The organism is Marinactinospora endophytica (assembly GCF_054780875.1).
Map to the genome: position 1 here is coordinate 460,971 of NZ_BAAGVM010000001.1, position 13,935 is coordinate 474,905.

Genomic DNA, 13,935 nt, shown 5'->3' on the forward strand with positions numbered 1-13,935 from the left:
GCGCGCCGCCGTTGAGCGATGACACCGGGGCCGCGGTCACGCCGCGGACCCCGGTGCGCAGGGTGGTCTCCCTGGTCCCCTCGCTGACCGAGGCGGTGGCGGGCACGGCCCCCGGGCTGCTGGTCGGGGCCACCGACTGGTGCTCCCACCCGCCGGGGCTGTCCGTGACCCGGGTGGGCGGGACCAAGAGCCCCGACCTGGCGCGTGTCATCGCTTTACGCCCCGACCTGGTGCTGGCCAACTTCGAGGAGAACCGCCCCCAGGACCTGGAGGCGCTGCGCGCCGCGGGGATCGCGGTGTGGACGACGGTGATCCGCACCCTGCCCGAGGCCCTGGACAGCCTGGAGCGCGCGCTCGCCGCGTGCGGCCGGCCCGCGCCGTCGTGGCTGCGCCGGGCCCGCGCCACCTGGGAGGACGTGCTGGGGGAGCCGCCGGCTCCGGTGCGGCGGGCGGCCGTGCCGATCTGGCGGCGGCCCTGGATGGCGCTGGGACGCGACACCTTCGCCGGTGACGTGCTGGCCCGGCTGGGCGTGGCCAACGTCCACGCCGACGCCTCGCAGCGCTATCCACGGCTCACCCCGCGGGAGCTCGCCTCGGGAGCCGAGCTGCTGGTCTTCCCGGACGAGCCCTACGCCTTCGGGCCGCAGGACGGCCCCGAGGCGTTCCCCGGCGTGACCGCGGCCTTCGTCAGCGGACGCGATCTCACCTGGTACGGGCCGTCGCTGGTGGCCGCGCGCGGACGGTTGGAGCGGGCGCTGGGCCTGCCGTGACCATCGCCCCGGTCCCCGCCTCCGGGGCGGGGACCGGGGGCGGGGGTCACAGCCAGCCCCGCACCTTCTCGATGAGCCGTACCGGGTCGCCGCCGACGGGGGTGACGTTGAGGTCGGTGACCCCGGCGGCGCGGAAGGCCTCGATCCGCTCGCGGACGTAGGACTCCGGCCCCACCAGGTTGGTCAGCTCGACCATCTCCTGGGGCACCGCCGCGGCGGCCTCGTCCTTGCGGCCGGCCAGGTAGAGCTCCTGGATCTGCTCCGCCGCCTCCTCATAGCCGTAGCGGCGGGCGAGGGTGTTGTAGAAGTTCTTGCCCTTGGCGCCCATGCCGCCGACGTAGAGCGCGATCTGCGGGCGGGCGAAGTCGAGCAGCCGCTTGGTCTCCTCGCCCTCGCCGATGGCGAGCAGGCCGCCGGCCGAGATCTCCAGCGGGCCGAGTTCGGGGGCGCGGGCGGCCCGGCCGGCCTCCAGGGAGGCGCCCCAGACCTCCTCGGCCTTCTCGGGGATGAAGAAGATCGGCAGCCAGCCGTCGGCGATCTCCGCGGTCAGCTCCACGTTCTTCGCGCCGAGGGAGGCGACGTAGAGCGGGATGCGGTCGCGCACCGGGTGGTTGATGATCTTCAGCGGCTTGCCCAGGCCGGTGCCCTGGTTGGGGGGAAGGGGCAGGGTGAACACCTTGCCGTCGTGGGTCAGCGGCTTCTCGCGGGCCCAGACCTTGCGGCAGATCTCGATGACCTCGCGGGTGCGGGCCAGCGGCTTGACGTAGGGGACGCCGTGCCAGCCCTCGATCACCTGGGGACCGCTGGCGCCCAGGCCGATGACGGCCCGTCCGTCGGACAGGTAGTCCAGGCCCGCGGCGGTCTGCGCGATGAGGGTCGGCGTCCTGGTGTACAGCGGCAGGATGGCGGCCCCGATGCGGACCCGTTCGGTGCGGGCCGCGATGTAGCCCATGAGGGTGGGACTGTCGTAGCCGTAGGCCTCGGCCACCCAGACGGTGTCGAGTCCGGCCTTTTCCAGGTCGGCGAGCCGGTTGGCCGATTCCCTGAGGTCGCCCGCGTAGCCCAGGGGCATGGAGATGCGCATGTGGATGCCTCCGCTGTCCGTCGCACCAGGATTCGGGTCAGCCTACCGCCGAGTAGCGTTCGGTTTCATGGGAGGGGGCGGATCGGCCGCCGCCCGGGCGCCCCGGGCGGCGGCACGGCGGTTCCCGCGGTCAGGCGTAGGAGTGCGCCTCATCGGGGAAGGTGCCGGCGACGACCTCCTCGGCGAACCCCCGCGCGGCGTCGCCCAGGTCGGAGGCCAGGTCGGCGTAGGTCTTGACGAACTTCGCCACCCGCGGCGACAGCCCGGCCATGTCCTGCCAGACCAGCACCTGGGCGTCGGTACCCGAACCCGCGCCGATGCCGACCGTGGGAATCGACAGCTTCCCGCTGATCTCCCGGGCGAGCGCGGCCGGCACGCACTCCAGGACGACCGCGAACGCCCCCGCCTGCTCCAGCGCCTGGGCGTCGGCCAGCAGCCGCTCCCCGTCCGCCCCCCGGCCCTGGACCCGGTAACCGCCGATGGTGTTGACGGCCTGGGGGGTCAACCCGATGTGGGCCATCACCGGGACGCCGGAGGCGACCAGCGCCTCGACCTGGGGAACGACGCGCTCGCCCCCCTCCAGCTTGACGGCGTGCGCGCCGCCCTCCTTCATGAAACGCGCCGCGGAGGCCAGGGCCTGCTGCGGCGAGCCCTGGTAGGACCCGAAGGGGAGATCGGCCACGACCAGGGCGCGCCGGGTCGAGCGGGAGACGGCGGCGGTCAACGGCAGCAGGTCGTCGACGGTCACCGGCAGGGTGGAGTCGTAGCCGTAGACGACCATCGCGGCGGAGTCGCCGACGAGCAGGACGGGGATCCCCGCCTCGTCGAAGATGCGGGCGGTCAGCGCGTCGTAGGCGGTCAGCATCGGCCAGCGTTCGCCCCGCTCCTTGGCCAGGGCGATGTCGCGGACGGTGACGCGGCGGGTGGACGTCCCCCCGTACAGGGCGGGGGCAGGGGTGGTGTTCATGCGTTCCTCCGTTGTCTCGAAGCGCCTCTCGGCGTCCCCGGACGTGTCGGTAACGGTACCGGCGGACTTCACCGGTGCGGCCATGGTCGCACGGCCGCGGTCACCCGCCGCGCCCCGGGGGTGAGGAGCGGACCAAGCGGGAGAGCGGCGGAACCGGGCCGGTGTGGAGCGTGGGGGAGCGGGGAGGAGAGCGGTGTCACGTTCGTGATGCGCGGAACGGATCGGTCTCGTCCTGTCCAGGGTGGGGAACCCGTCGAGACCGACGACAGGGGGCTTTCGTGGACCGTTCGACCATCCACCGGCGGCGTTGGGCGATCCTGGGCGTCCTCGTGATCAGCCTGCTCGTGGTGGTGCTCGACAACACCATCCTCAACGTCGCGCTGCGCGTGCTCTCCGACCCCCACCAGGGGCTGGGGGCCACCCAGAGCCAGCTCGCCTGGGCGATCAACTCCTACACCCTCGTCTTCGCCGGCCTGTTGTTCACCTGGGGGGTCATCGGCGACCGCTTCGGCCGCAAGCGCATCCTCGTCCTCGGCATGCTCCTGTTCGGCCTGTCCTCCTTCGCCTCGGCCTACGCCCAGACCCCCGAACAGCTCATCTGGGCACGCGCACTCAAGGGACTGGGCGGGGCGGCGGTCATGCCCCAGACGCTGTCGATCATCACCAACGTGTTCGACCCCGAGGAGCGCGGGCGGGCGATCGGCGTGTGGGCCGGTGCCGTCGGCCTCGCGATGGGCATCGGCCCACCTCTGGGCGGGCTGCTGCTGGAGCACTTCTGGTGGGGCTCGGTCTTCCTGATCAACGTGCCCGTCGTCGCCGTCGGTCTGGTGCTCATGGTCGTCCTCGTCCCCGAGTCCCGCAACGAGCGGCCCGGAGGGTTCGACCCGCTCGGGGTGGTGCTGTCCATCCTCGGCCTGGTGCTGCTCGTCTACGGCATCATCAGGGCCGGGGAGGAGGGCGTCCTGGCCGACCCCCTCGTACTCGGCTCCGTCCTCGCCGGCCTGGCGGTGCTGGCCCTGTTCGCCTGGCACGAGGCGCGCACCGCCTCCCCGGCCCTCGACGTGCGGCTCTTCCGCGACCCGCGCCTGGCGGTCGCCATCGCGGCGATCATGCTGGTCTTCTTCGCGATGGCCGGCGTGATGTTCTTCATCAACTTCTACCTGCAAAGCGTCCGCGCCTACTCGCCCCTGCACGCGGGCCTGCTGGTCATCCCGATCGCGCTGGCCCAGCTCGTCTTCTCACCGCTCAGCCCGCTGCTGGTGGCGAGGTTCGGGCCCAAGGCGGTCTGTTCCACCGGTCTGGCGCTGGTGGCCACGGCGCTCGGCTCCTACGCGCTGCTCGGCCGCGACACCCCCATCTGGATCCTGGAGGCGGTCTTCTTCCTCCAGGGCGCCGGCATGGCCATCGTCATGACACCGGCCACCGAGTCGATCATGTCCTCGGTGCCCCGGCACCAGGCGGGAGCGGCCTCGGCGGTGCAGAACACCGTGCGCCAGGTCGCCACGGCGCTCGGCGTCGCGGTGCTCGGCGCGGTCGTCTCCGCGGTCTACCGGGCGGAGTTCGGCCCGTGGCTGTCCCGGCTGCCCGAGGACGCGCGCGCCGCCGCGGGGGCGTCGATCGAGGGGACGCTGGCGATCGCCCGGGAGGCGGGTCCCGCCGGGCAGGGGATGGTCGAACCCGCGAAGCAGGCGTTCCTGGCCGGCATGCACGTCGCCGCGCTGTGCTCGCTGGGCGTCGCCCTGGCCGGACTGGTCATCGTCATGATCTGGCTGCCACGCCACGGACGGCCGGTCGGGAACCGGGATGCGCGTCCGGTCGAGGTCGGGCACAGTAGGACAGGACCCCGCGAACGAGGGTCCCCGGCCTCTCCCCCCGACGACCCCGATGAATGAGCGACCCATGCAGACCCCTCCCGGCCGCAGGCCCGGACGGCCACGGAGCAGGCGCGCCGACGACGCCATCCTGAGCGCCGCCCTCGATCTGCTCGGCGAGCGCGGCAACATCGCGGAAGTCTCGATCGAGGCCATCGCGGCCCGGGCCGGAGTGGGGAAGGCGACCATCTACCGTCGCTGGCCGGGCAAGGAGGAACTGCTCGTCGACGCGGTGGCCACCCTGCGCCCTCCGCTGCCCGACCTGGACGAGGGCTCCATGCGCGGCGACCTCGTGCTGTTGCTCGAACAGGTCTGCGCGGAGATGGACGGCAAGCTCCAGCGGGCGATCAACGCCCTGCTGGTGAGCCGCGCCCACCCCGAGATCGGGGCGCGCATCAAGCACGCCGTGCTGGCCCCCCGTCGTGAGGCGCTGTACCAGGTCCTCCGCCGCGGTGCCGAGACCGGGGAGCTGCGACCCGGCGCCGATCCGGAGGCGGTGCTCAACCTCCTCATGGGCGGCGCCCTGCTCCACCGGCGTTCGGCCGGCGGCGGCAGCCCTCGCGCGTGTGCCGAACTGCTCGTCGACACCCTCCTCGCGGGCATCGCCGCGCCCCGTCCCGCCTGATCGGAAGAGCGGCGGGGCACGGCCCGACGGACCGCGCCCCGCCTCCGAGGAGCGTCACAGGGTCGGCAGGTAACGGTTCAGTTCGTAGGGCGTCACCTGCCGCCGGTACTCCTCCCACTCGGCCTTCTTGTTGCGCAGGAAGAAGTCGAACACGTGCTCGCCGAGGGTCTCGGCCACCAGTTCGCTGTTCTCCATCGCCCGGATCGCCTCGTCCAGGCTCTGCGGCAGCGGGGAGATGCCCAGCGCCCGCCGCTCGGCGTCGGTGAGCGCCCAGACGTCGTCCTCGGCGCCCGGCGGCAGCTCGTAGCCCTCCTCGATCCCCTTCAGACCGGCGGCCAGGATCACCGCGTAGGCCAGGTAGGGGTTGCAGGCCGTGTCGAGCGAGCGGAACTCGATCCGGCTGGAGTTGCTCTTCGTCGGCTTGTACATGGGCACCCGGACCAGGGCGGACCGGTTGTTGTGGCCCCAGCACACATAGGCCGGCGCCTCGCCGCCGGCGCCGGCGGAGGCGGAGGCGTTGTCCCACAGCCGCTTGTAGGAGTTCGTCCACTGGTTGCACACGGCGGTGATCTCGGTGGCGTGGCGCAGCAGGCCCGCGATGAAACCGCGCCCCACCTTGGAGAGCTGGTATTCCGCCCCCGGCTCGTAGAAGGCGTTACGGTCGCCCTCGAACAGCGACAGGTGCGTGTGCATACCCGACCCCGGGTACTCGGTGAACGGCTTGGGCATGAACGTCGCGTAGACGCCCTGCTCCAGCGCCACCTCCTTCATCACCAGCCGGAAGGTCATGATGTTGTCGGCGGTGGTCAGCGCGTCGGCGTAGCGCAGGTCGATCTCCTGCTGGCCGGGTCCGCCCTCGTGGTGGCTGAACTCCACCGAGATGCCCATGCTCTCCAGCATCATGATGGCGTTGCGGCGGAAATCGTGGGCGCTGTTGTGCGGGGTGTGGTCGAAGTAGCCGCCCGAGTCGCTGGGCTCGGGGAACTCACCGAACTCCGGCTTCTTCTTCAACAGGTAGAACTCGATCTCGGGGTGGGTGTAGAAGGTGAACCCGAGGTCGGAGGCCTTGCCGAGCTGGCGCTTGAGCACGTGACGGGGATCGGCGTAGCTGGGCGAGCCGTCGGGCATGAGGATGTCGCAGTACATCCGGCCGGTCCCGTGCGGTTCGTTGCGCCAGGGCAGGATCTGAAACGTCGAGGGGTCGGGCTTGGCGAGCATGTCCGCCTCGTGCACCCGGGCGAACCCCTCGATCGCCGATCCGTCGAACCCGATGCCCTCGGCGAAGGCGGCCTCCAGTTCGGCCGGCGCGATGGCCACCGACTTGAGGTAGCCGAGCACGTCGGTGAACCACAGTCGCACGAACCGGATGTCGCGCTCCTCCAAGGTCCGGAGCACGAACTCCTGCTGTCGGTTCACGGTCCACCTTCCTTACGGTCCAAGCGCGTCTGACGCGTTCTTACCAGACGCCCCAAGGCCAGTCTGCCTGCCGGGGGTTTCCCCGACGTTAACTCACGGTCGCCCGTGCGTGATGAGAGCCGTATCACCGCGGGGAACGCCCAGGTGGGGCCTACCGGTCGTGTCCGGAAGGGGCCGGCTCGTTAGGCTCATACCCGTGGCACAACTGCGTATAGCTATGGCCCAGGTCAACCCGACGGTCGGTGACCTGGAAGGCAATTGCGGCATCGTCGTGGACTACGCCCGCAGGGCGGCCGAGGCGGGGGCGCACCTGGCGGTCTTCCCCGAGATGGTGGTGACCGGTTATCCCGTCGAGGACCTCGCCCTGCGCGCGTCGTTCGCCGAGGCATCCATCGAGGCCGTGCGCGGTCTCGCCCGGCGCCTGGAGGACGAGGGCCTGGGCGGGCTGCCCGTGGTGGTCGGCTTCCTCAACCGGTCGGCCGACGCGGCGCCCCGCTACGGCCGTCCGGCCGGCGCGCCCCAAAACGCGCTCGCGCTGTTGCACGGGGGTGAGGTGCGGGTCGTCTCGGCAAAGCACCACCTGCCCAACTACGGGGTCTTCGACGAGTTCCGCAACTTCGTCCCCGGGGAAACGCTGCCGGTGGTGCGCCTGCACGGTGTGGACGTCGCCCTGGTGATCTGCGAGGACCTGTGGCAGGAGGGCGGGCCGGTGGCCGCCGTGCGCGACGCCGGGGCGGGACTGCTCGTCGTCCTCAACGGGTCGCCCTACGAGCGGGACAAGGACGACGAGCGTCTGGCACTGTGCCAGCGGCGCGCCCGTGAGGCCGGCGCGGCCCTGGCCTACGTGAACATGGTGGGCGGCCAGGACGAGCTGGTCTTCGACGGCGACTCCCTCATCGTCGACGCCGGCGGCGAACTCCTCGCGCGCGGGCCGCAGTTCGAGGAGACCCTGCTCGTCACCGACCTGGAACTGCCGGTGGCGGCCCCGGCCGAGGGCGCCCCGGTCCCGGTGAGCGGCATCCGGATCGAACGCCACGTCCTGTCGGAAGAGCCGGTCGCCGCCTACGAGCCGCTGCCGGGTCGGGTGGAACCGCGTCTGGACGACCTTGCCGAGGTGTACGCGGCACTGGTCACCGGAACCCGCGACTACGTCCGCAAGAACCGTTTCGGGTCGGTCGTCCTCGGCCTGTCCGGTGGCATCGACTCGGCGCTGACCGCCACGATCGCGGTGGACGCGCTGGGCCCCGAGCGGGTCAACGTCGTGCTCATGCCCAGCCGTTACTCCAGCGACCACTCGGTCTCCGACGCCGAGGAGCTGGTCAAGCGCCAGGGCGTCAACGCGCGGACGGTCGCGGTGGGCCCCATGGTCGACGCCTTCGAGGCGGCGGTGGAGATCGACGGCCTGGCCGCGGAGAACCTCCAGGCCCGGGTGCGCGGCCAGTTGCTGATGACGCTGTCCAACCAGCACGGCCACCTCGTGCTGACCACGGGGAACAAGAGCGAGCTGGCCACGGGCTACTCCACCCTCTACGGCGACTCCGCCGGCGGCTACGCCCCCATCAAGGACGCCTGGAAGACGCTGGTGTGGGAGCTGTCGAAGTGGCGCAACGCCGAGGCGGCGCGGCGCGGCGAGGTCCCGCCGATCCCGGAGAACTCCATCTCCAAGCCGCCCAGCGCGGAACTGCGCCCCGGCCAGCTCGACACCGACTCGCTGCCCGACTACGAGGTGCTCGACGCGCTGCTGGACGATTACGTCGGCACCGATCTGGGGCGTGCCGAGCTGGTCGCGGCCGGACACGACGCCGCGCTGGTGGACCGGGTCATCCGGATGGTGGACCGCGCCGAGTACAAGCGCCGCCAGTATCCGCCGGGCCCCAAGATCAGCAGGCGCAACTTCGGCCGTGATCGGCGCCTGCCGATCACCAACAGGTGGACCGCCCCGGCCGGCCTCGCCTGATCTCGGCCCCGGGCCATGAGCCCCTCCCCGCCGGGCGCAACCTCAGGCCCGCGGGGAGGGGGTCAGTGGACGAGACCGAGTTCGCGCGCGCGGCCCGCCGCGGCCACCCGGTTGGCGACACCGAGCTTGGCCAGGATGTTGGAGACGTGGACGCTGGCGGTCTTGGCCGATATGAACAGCTCGGCGGCGATGGCGGCGTTGGTGTGCCCCCGGGCGAGCAGACGGAGCACCTCGGTCTCCCGCGGGGTCAGTCCGGCGGGCGGCGCGGGTGGCGTCGAGCCGTTCGACGGGTCCAGGGCGACGTTGATCCGCCGGGCGAGCGACGCGGCGCGCCGTTCCAGCGGAACCGCGCCCGCCTCCCCGGCGAGCCGCGCGGCGTCGCGCAGGAGCGGGGCCGCGCCGCCTCGGTCACCGGCCACGGCCGCCGCCTCGGCGGCGAGCAGCAGCGCCTCGGCCCGTGCCAGGGGCAGCCCGAGACGCCCCCACTCCTCGGCCATGGCCTGCCAGGAGACGCGGGAGGCGTCGGGGGCCTCGCCGTCGGCGTCGGCCAGCCGGGCCCGGATCGACCGCCGTAACGCGGCCTGGACCGGTCCGTTGGGCTCCATCAGCGAGGCCGGCCGCTCCACTCTTTCGCGTAGCTCGGCGACCCGGGCGGCGGCGGTGTCCGTGGCGCCGAGCGGGGACAGTAACCGAGCCAGGGCGTCCAGCAGCGGCCAGCCGTAGGCGGGGTCCCGTTCCACCGCGATGTCACGGGTGGCCCGCAATCCGGCCTCCAGGGCCGCGTCGAAATCGCCCAGGGTCTGGTGCAGTTCCACGGTGAACGTCGCCGTGGCGAGGGCGTGGTTCACGCGCGGCCGTCCCGAGATGGCCTCCCGTTCCACGGCGGCCCAGGCCGCGCGGGCCGCGTCGAGGTCGCCCAACGCCAGCGAGATCCGTCCGGCCAGGCAGTTGAGGTGGGCCCGGTGCAAGGAGGAGGACGCCCAGCCCAGACCCTGACGGGCCTGGTCCAGCCCTTCGCGCAGGGCGCCGGTCTCAACCGAGATCTCCGCCAGGTTCACCATGACGAAGGCCGCGCAGACCCGGAGCAGACTGGCCTCGCGGGCCCGTTCCAGTCCGGCCAGGCACAGGTCGCGGGCCTGGGCGTATTCGCCGCGTCCGCGCAGCAGGGAGGCGAGGTCGCCCAGGGCGCGCACCTCCATCGAGGCCTCCCCGATGGCGCGGGCCAGGGCCAGGCCGTCGTCGAAGGCGGCCCGCGCCTCGGCCTCCAGGCCGTCGCCCGCCTGGAGGGCGGCCAGCGTGATCAGCGCCTCGCTGCGGGCGCAGTCGTCACCGTGCCGCTCGGTGTGGGACAGGGCGGCCCGGGCGAGCTCGATGGCCGACACGGGACCTTCGCCGTCGCGCCCGATGAGGACGAGCAACGGGTGTCCGGCGGGAAGCCGGCCCGCGGGCACGGGTTCGGCGCGCAGCATCAGCTCGCTGGCGAGCCGGGCCAGCAGGAAACCGTAGTTACCGTCGTCGGGAGGATGGACCTCCAACGCCGTGTACAGGTCCTCGATGCCGGCCTCCTCGCCGAGCTGGATGCGGGCCAGGCCGCGGCGGCGCAGCAGCCGCCCGCGCGTCACGGATCGGGCGGTGCCCGTGGGGTCGGCGGCACCCCTGTCGAGGGGGACGGACGATGCTCGGAGGGAGGCCGGGAGCTCGGCCAGTCCGGTGTCGCACAGTTCGAGGGTCCGCGCGAACTCGCCGCTGTCGAACGCCGCGGCGGCGGCGTGGTCGAACACCTCGGCCAGGGACAGGCCGTCGACGAGCGAGCCGGGGTCGGCGACGCGCCCCCACAGGGCGATGACGCGTTCGAGCATGCGCAGCTCCTCGGCGTAGCCGAAGGAGCGGGCGGCGTGCCGGGCCGCGCGCCAGGCGGCGCCGAGGGCCCGGGCGGGTTCGCGGGCGGCGTGGTAGTGGTGGGCCTGCTCCACGGCCAGGCGGTCGGGTGGGACCAGGTCGGGGTGCGCGTCGATGACCTCGGCCCAGCGCAGGTGCAGTCGGGTGTGCTGACCCGGCAGGAGGTCCTGGTGGACCGCCTCGCGCAGCAGGGCGTGCCGGAAGCGGTAACCGGGACCGTCGACGAGCAGGATGTTGGCGTCGATGGCGGAGCGCAGGGCGGTGTCGAGGTCGGTCTCGGGCAGCTCCGCCACGTGGGCGAGCAGTTCGTGGCCGATGCGCCCACCGTCCAGCGCGCCGACGGACGCGATGTCGATCACCGAGCGCGCGGCGTCGTCGACCCGCCTCAGGCCGGCGAGAAGGAGCTCGCGCGGGCGTTCGGGAAGCGTGCCGGCGTCATGTCCGGCGTCCTCCAACAGCGATTCGACGAACAACGGGTAGCCGCCCGCGCGCTCGTGCAGCGTGGCGACCTCGTCCGGGGAGAGGTCGCCGCCGCGGATGGCGGCGGCCTGGCGGGCGACCTCCTCGCGGGTGAGGGGGGACAGGTCGAGGCGGTCGACCGTGGGCAGGCGCTGGAGTTCGGGCAGGAGGCGGCGCAGCGGGTGGTCACGGTGCAGGTCGTCGGAGCGGAAGCTGACGATGACCTGGACGGGGGCGTCGGTCAGATTGCGGATGAGGAAGACCAGCAGGTCGCGGGTCGAGGGGTCGGCCCAGTGCAGGTCCTCGACGACCAGGGTGAGCCCGTCCGGGGCGGCGACGCCGGTGAGGAGGCGCAACACCTGTTCGAACAGCCGGCCGCGGGCCTCCCGGCGTTCCCTGGGAACGGGGCCGAGCTCGGGCAGGAGGCGGGCGAGCTCGTGCTCGCCGTCCTCGGCGAGGGCGTCGAAGGGGGCGCGGCCGAGGTCGCGCAGCAGGTGCCGCAGGACGGTGACGAAGGGGGCGAAGGACAGACCGTCCATGCCCAGCTCCAGGCAGCCTCCGGTGACCACCCGGGTGGGGGAGCTGCGGGCGAACTCGCCGAGGAGCCGGGTCTTGCCGATACCGGCGTCTCCGGCGAGGAGCATCACGGAGGGGGAGCCGGTTCGGGCCCGGTGCGCGTGTTCGGTGAGGGCGGCGAGTTCGGCCGACCGGCCGACGAACACCGGGCTTGAACCGTGAAAAGGCATGTCTCCCAGTATGCCGTCGGGCGGGGACGGGAGCGGGTGCGGTCGTTCACCGGGGGAGGGGTGCGGGGCGGGGCGGACGGGGGGCCTTGGGGGCGCCTGCTTGGCGGCGCTCGGTCCGGTGGCGGTCGGCCCGGCGGTGACGTTCGGTCATCCGGTCGTGGGCGATCCGGCCGAGGATGTCGGGGTGCATCATCGCTGTCTCCCTGGTCGTGGGGCCGAGGCGAGGTGTTCGTCCTCGATGTCCTCAGATTCGCCCTAAGACCCCCGGGCGGGCATCGGCAGAACTGCGTATTCGCTGCCGCCGCGCCGGGTCGGTCCGGATCGGTGACTAAGGCGGTGTGAGCGGGTTCATAGGCGGGAGTGTTCGCGCGAGTCCCGAATCGGACATACGGTTAAGTTACTCATGAGTAGAACTGATGGGTAACTTAAAGTTTCGGCTCGTCAGGGGCCGTGGAAGGGGGCGAAGATGACGGAGCGTGCCCAGGAGAGCGGCGGAGCCGACCTGCTGCTGCCCGGTGACCTGTTCGCCAGTGAGGCGCTGCTGTCGGAACGGGAACGCGAGATCGTGCTGCGCGTCCGCGGGTTCCTCGCCGAGGAGGTCGCGCCGGTCGTCAACGACCACTGGGCCAGGGCGGAGTTCCCGCACCACCTGATCAAGCGGTTCGCCGAACTCGACATCGCCGGTCTGCCCTACGGGCTCTCCGTCGGCGCGGACGGGCGGGTCCGCGAGGTCGAGCCGGCGAGCGAACTGCTCAACGGCTTCCTCGCCCTGGAACTCGCCCGCGTCGACGCCTCGATCGCGACCTTCTTCGGCGTCCACCAGGGGCTGGCCATGGGCAGCGTCGCCCTGACCGGCTCCCCCGAGCAGCGTCGTCGCTGGCTTCCCGACATGGCGCGGATGGAGCGCATCGGCGCGTTCGCGCTGACCGAACCCCAGAGCGGCTCCGACATCGCCGGGGGGCTGGCGACGACCGCCCGGCGCGAGGGGGACGAGTGGGTCCTCGACGGCCGCAAGAAGTGGATCGGCAACGCCACCTTCGCCGACCTCGTCGTGGTGTGGGCGCGCGACGTGGCCGACGGCCAGATCAAGGGCTTCGTCGTCCCCGGGGACGCCCCCGGGTTCACGGCGACCACGATCGAGAACAAGATCGCCCTGCGCATCGTGCAGAACGCCGAGATCACGCTCGACGGCGTGCGGGTGCCCGAGGCCGACCGGCTCGCGGGCGCGACCGGCTTCAAGGACACCAACGACGTCCTCCGCCAGACCCGCAGCGGGGTCGCCTGGGAGTCGGTCGGCGTGATGATGGGCGCTTATGAGGCCGCGCTGTCCTACGCGACTCGACGCGACCAGTTCGGCCGCAAGCTCGCCCAGTTCCAGCTCGTCCAGGACCACCTGGTGCGGATGCTCGGCGACATCACCTCGTCGCTGTCGCTGATGGTGCGCCTGGCCCAGCTCCAGGACGCGGGGGTCAACCGGCACAACCACGCGGCCCTGGCCAAGGCCCAGGTCACGACCCGGATGCGCGAGGTCGTGGCGCGCGCCCGCGAGCTGCTGGGCGGTAACGGCATCCTCGTCGACAACGACGTGGCCCGTTTCTTCGCCGACGCCGAGGCGCTGTACTCCTACGAGGGCACCCGCGAGGTGAACACGCTCGTCGTCGGCCGGGCGATCACCGGCCACGGCGCCTTCGTCTGATCCCGCGCGCCCGGCCGGCGGATCCCGGCCGGGCGCGTGAAGGTCAGGACACGGACCCGCCTGTCGCTTCGGCGACGGCGGGTCCCGGTGGTTCCGGGATCACCGTCAGGCCGAGCTCGGGGAACCCCAGCCAGTCCAGCCGCAGCGACGCGGCCCGCGCGCGTTCGGCGAGCCGCAGCCGCAGGCGGTACACGCACAACAGGAGGGCCTGGAGGGAGTCGACCCCGAAGGCCGCCTCCACCGTCTCATCGCCCAGGCCCACGATCCTGTGGGGGCAGTACCAGTCGCCTCCGGGGGATCGGGGGTCGGGGCGCGGCCTGCCGATCTCCACCACCACCTGGGTGCGGCCGCCGTTCTCGGCGATCGCGTCGAGTCTGCGTGTGGCCACGACCTCTCCGAGTTCGTGTCGCATGTGCTCCCCTTTCCCGTTGCTTCCCGCGGTGCG

Annotated in this window: 11 protein-coding genes; 5 read left to right on the forward strand and 6 right to left on the reverse strand. The window is 72.4% G+C overall.

All coding sequences use genetic code 11. The features are described 5' to 3' along the window. The first annotated feature begins 11 nt into the window (after positions 1-11). Complete coding sequence (locus tag ACYVHU_RS02040) at positions 12-770, forward strand: helical backbone metal receptor (RefSeq protein ID WP_078760405.1); 759 nt, start codon at positions 12-14, stop codon at positions 768-770. Positions 771-816: 46 nt separating this feature from the next. On the opposite strand, the gene ACYVHU_RS02045 is transcribed toward ACYVHU_RS02040, so the two are convergent. Together ACYVHU_RS02045 and panB are read right to left on the reverse strand one after the other, a co-directional pair. Next, entirely contained in the window at positions 817-1,854 is a 1,038-nt protein-coding gene (locus tag ACYVHU_RS02045) for an LLM class F420-dependent oxidoreductase (RefSeq protein WP_498947406.1), read from the reverse strand. 130 nt (positions 1,855-1,984) lie between these two features. Beyond that, a complete protein-coding gene (panB, locus tag ACYVHU_RS02050; protein WP_078760407.1) occupies positions 1,985-2,821 on the reverse strand; it encodes a 3-methyl-2-oxobutanoate hydroxymethyltransferase in 837 nt (278 codons plus the stop codon). Between the two features lie 278 nt (positions 2,822-3,099). On the opposite strand from panB, the gene ACYVHU_RS02055 reads away from it, so the two are divergent. After that, the gene (locus ACYVHU_RS02055) at positions 3,100-4,713 is read left to right on the forward strand and encodes an MFS transporter (RefSeq protein ID WP_078760408.1); all 1,614 of its coding nucleotides are present in this window, start codon (positions 3,100-3,102) and stop codon (positions 4,711-4,713) included. 7 nt (positions 4,714-4,720) lie between these two features. Next, complete coding sequence (locus tag ACYVHU_RS02060) at positions 4,721-5,317, forward strand: TetR/AcrR family transcriptional regulator (RefSeq protein WP_235000754.1); 597 nt, start codon at positions 4,721-4,723, stop codon at positions 5,315-5,317. 54 nt (positions 5,318-5,371) lie between these two features. Here ACYVHU_RS02060 and ACYVHU_RS02065 read toward each other — a convergent pair whose 3' ends face one another. Then, complete coding sequence (locus ACYVHU_RS02065) at positions 5,372-6,733, reverse strand: gamma-glutamylpolyamine synthetase GlnA2 (RefSeq protein ID WP_200813520.1); 1,362 nt, start codon at positions 6,731-6,733, stop codon at positions 5,372-5,374. Between the two features lie 196 nt (positions 6,734-6,929). Here ACYVHU_RS02065 and ACYVHU_RS02070 point away from each other — a divergent pair, with 196 nt between their 5' ends. Then, the gene (locus ACYVHU_RS02070; RefSeq protein ID WP_200813521.1) at positions 6,930-8,690 is read left to right on the forward strand and encodes an NAD+ synthase; all 1,761 of its coding nucleotides are present in this window, start codon (positions 6,930-6,932) and stop codon (positions 8,688-8,690) included. 62 nt (positions 8,691-8,752) lie between these two features. Here the strand turns inward: ACYVHU_RS02070 and ACYVHU_RS02075 are convergent, their stop codons facing one another. Together ACYVHU_RS02075 and ACYVHU_RS02080 are read right to left on the reverse strand one after the other, a co-directional pair. Continuing rightward, positions 8,753-11,794, reverse strand: a complete 3,042-nt coding sequence (locus ACYVHU_RS02075) for a helix-turn-helix transcriptional regulator (RefSeq protein ID WP_078760411.1) — start codon at positions 11,792-11,794, stop codon at positions 8,753-8,755. 46 nt (positions 11,795-11,840) lie between these two features. Continuing rightward, positions 11,841-11,987 carry a hypothetical protein gene (locus ACYVHU_RS02080; RefSeq protein ID WP_432936039.1) on the reverse strand — a complete coding sequence of 49 codons (147 nt, stop codon included), beginning with the start codon at positions 11,985-11,987 and terminating at the stop codon, positions 11,841-11,843. Between the two features lie 273 nt (positions 11,988-12,260). Here ACYVHU_RS02080 and ACYVHU_RS02085 point away from each other — a divergent pair, with 273 nt between their 5' ends. Beyond that, a complete protein-coding gene (locus tag ACYVHU_RS02085) occupies positions 12,261-13,490 on the forward strand; it encodes an acyl-CoA dehydrogenase family protein (RefSeq protein WP_432936036.1) in 1,230 nt (409 codons plus the stop codon). Between the two features lie 43 nt (positions 13,491-13,533). Here ACYVHU_RS02085 and ACYVHU_RS02090 read toward each other — a convergent pair whose 3' ends face one another. After that, positions 13,534-13,902 carry a DUF6968 family protein gene (locus ACYVHU_RS02090; protein ID WP_078760413.1) on the reverse strand — a complete coding sequence of 123 codons (369 nt, stop codon included), beginning with the start codon at positions 13,900-13,902 and terminating at the stop codon, positions 13,534-13,536. Positions 13,903-13,935 lie beyond the last annotated feature (33 nt).

Excerpts from the sequence above, each read along its gene's own strand:
- ACYVHU_RS02060 (WP_235000754.1), top strand. The coding sequence starts at position 4,721 with ATGCAGACCCCTCCCGGCCGCAGGCCCGGACGGCCACGGAGCAGGCGC.
- ACYVHU_RS02090 (WP_078760413.1), bottom strand. The coding sequence starts at position 13,902 with ATGCGACACGAACTCGGAGAGGTCGTGGCCACACGCAGACTCGACGCG.
- ACYVHU_RS02075 (WP_078760411.1), bottom strand. The coding sequence starts at position 11,794 with ATGCCTTTTCACGGTTCAAGCCCGGTGTTCGTCGGCCGGTCGGCCGAA.
- ACYVHU_RS02085 (WP_432936036.1), top strand. The coding sequence starts at position 12,261 with ATGACGGAGCGTGCCCAGGAGAGCGGCGGAGCCGACCTGCTGCTGCCC.
- panB (WP_078760407.1), bottom strand. The coding sequence starts at position 2,821 with ATGAACACCACCCCTGCCCCCGCCCTGTACGGGGGGACGTCCACCCGC.
- ACYVHU_RS02045 (WP_498947406.1), bottom strand. The coding sequence starts at position 1,854 with ATGCGCATCTCCATGCCCCTGGGCTACGCGGGCGACCTCAGGGAATCG.
- ACYVHU_RS02080 (WP_432936039.1), bottom strand. The coding sequence starts at position 11,987 with ATGATGCACCCCGACATCCTCGGCCGGATCGCCCACGACCGGATGACC.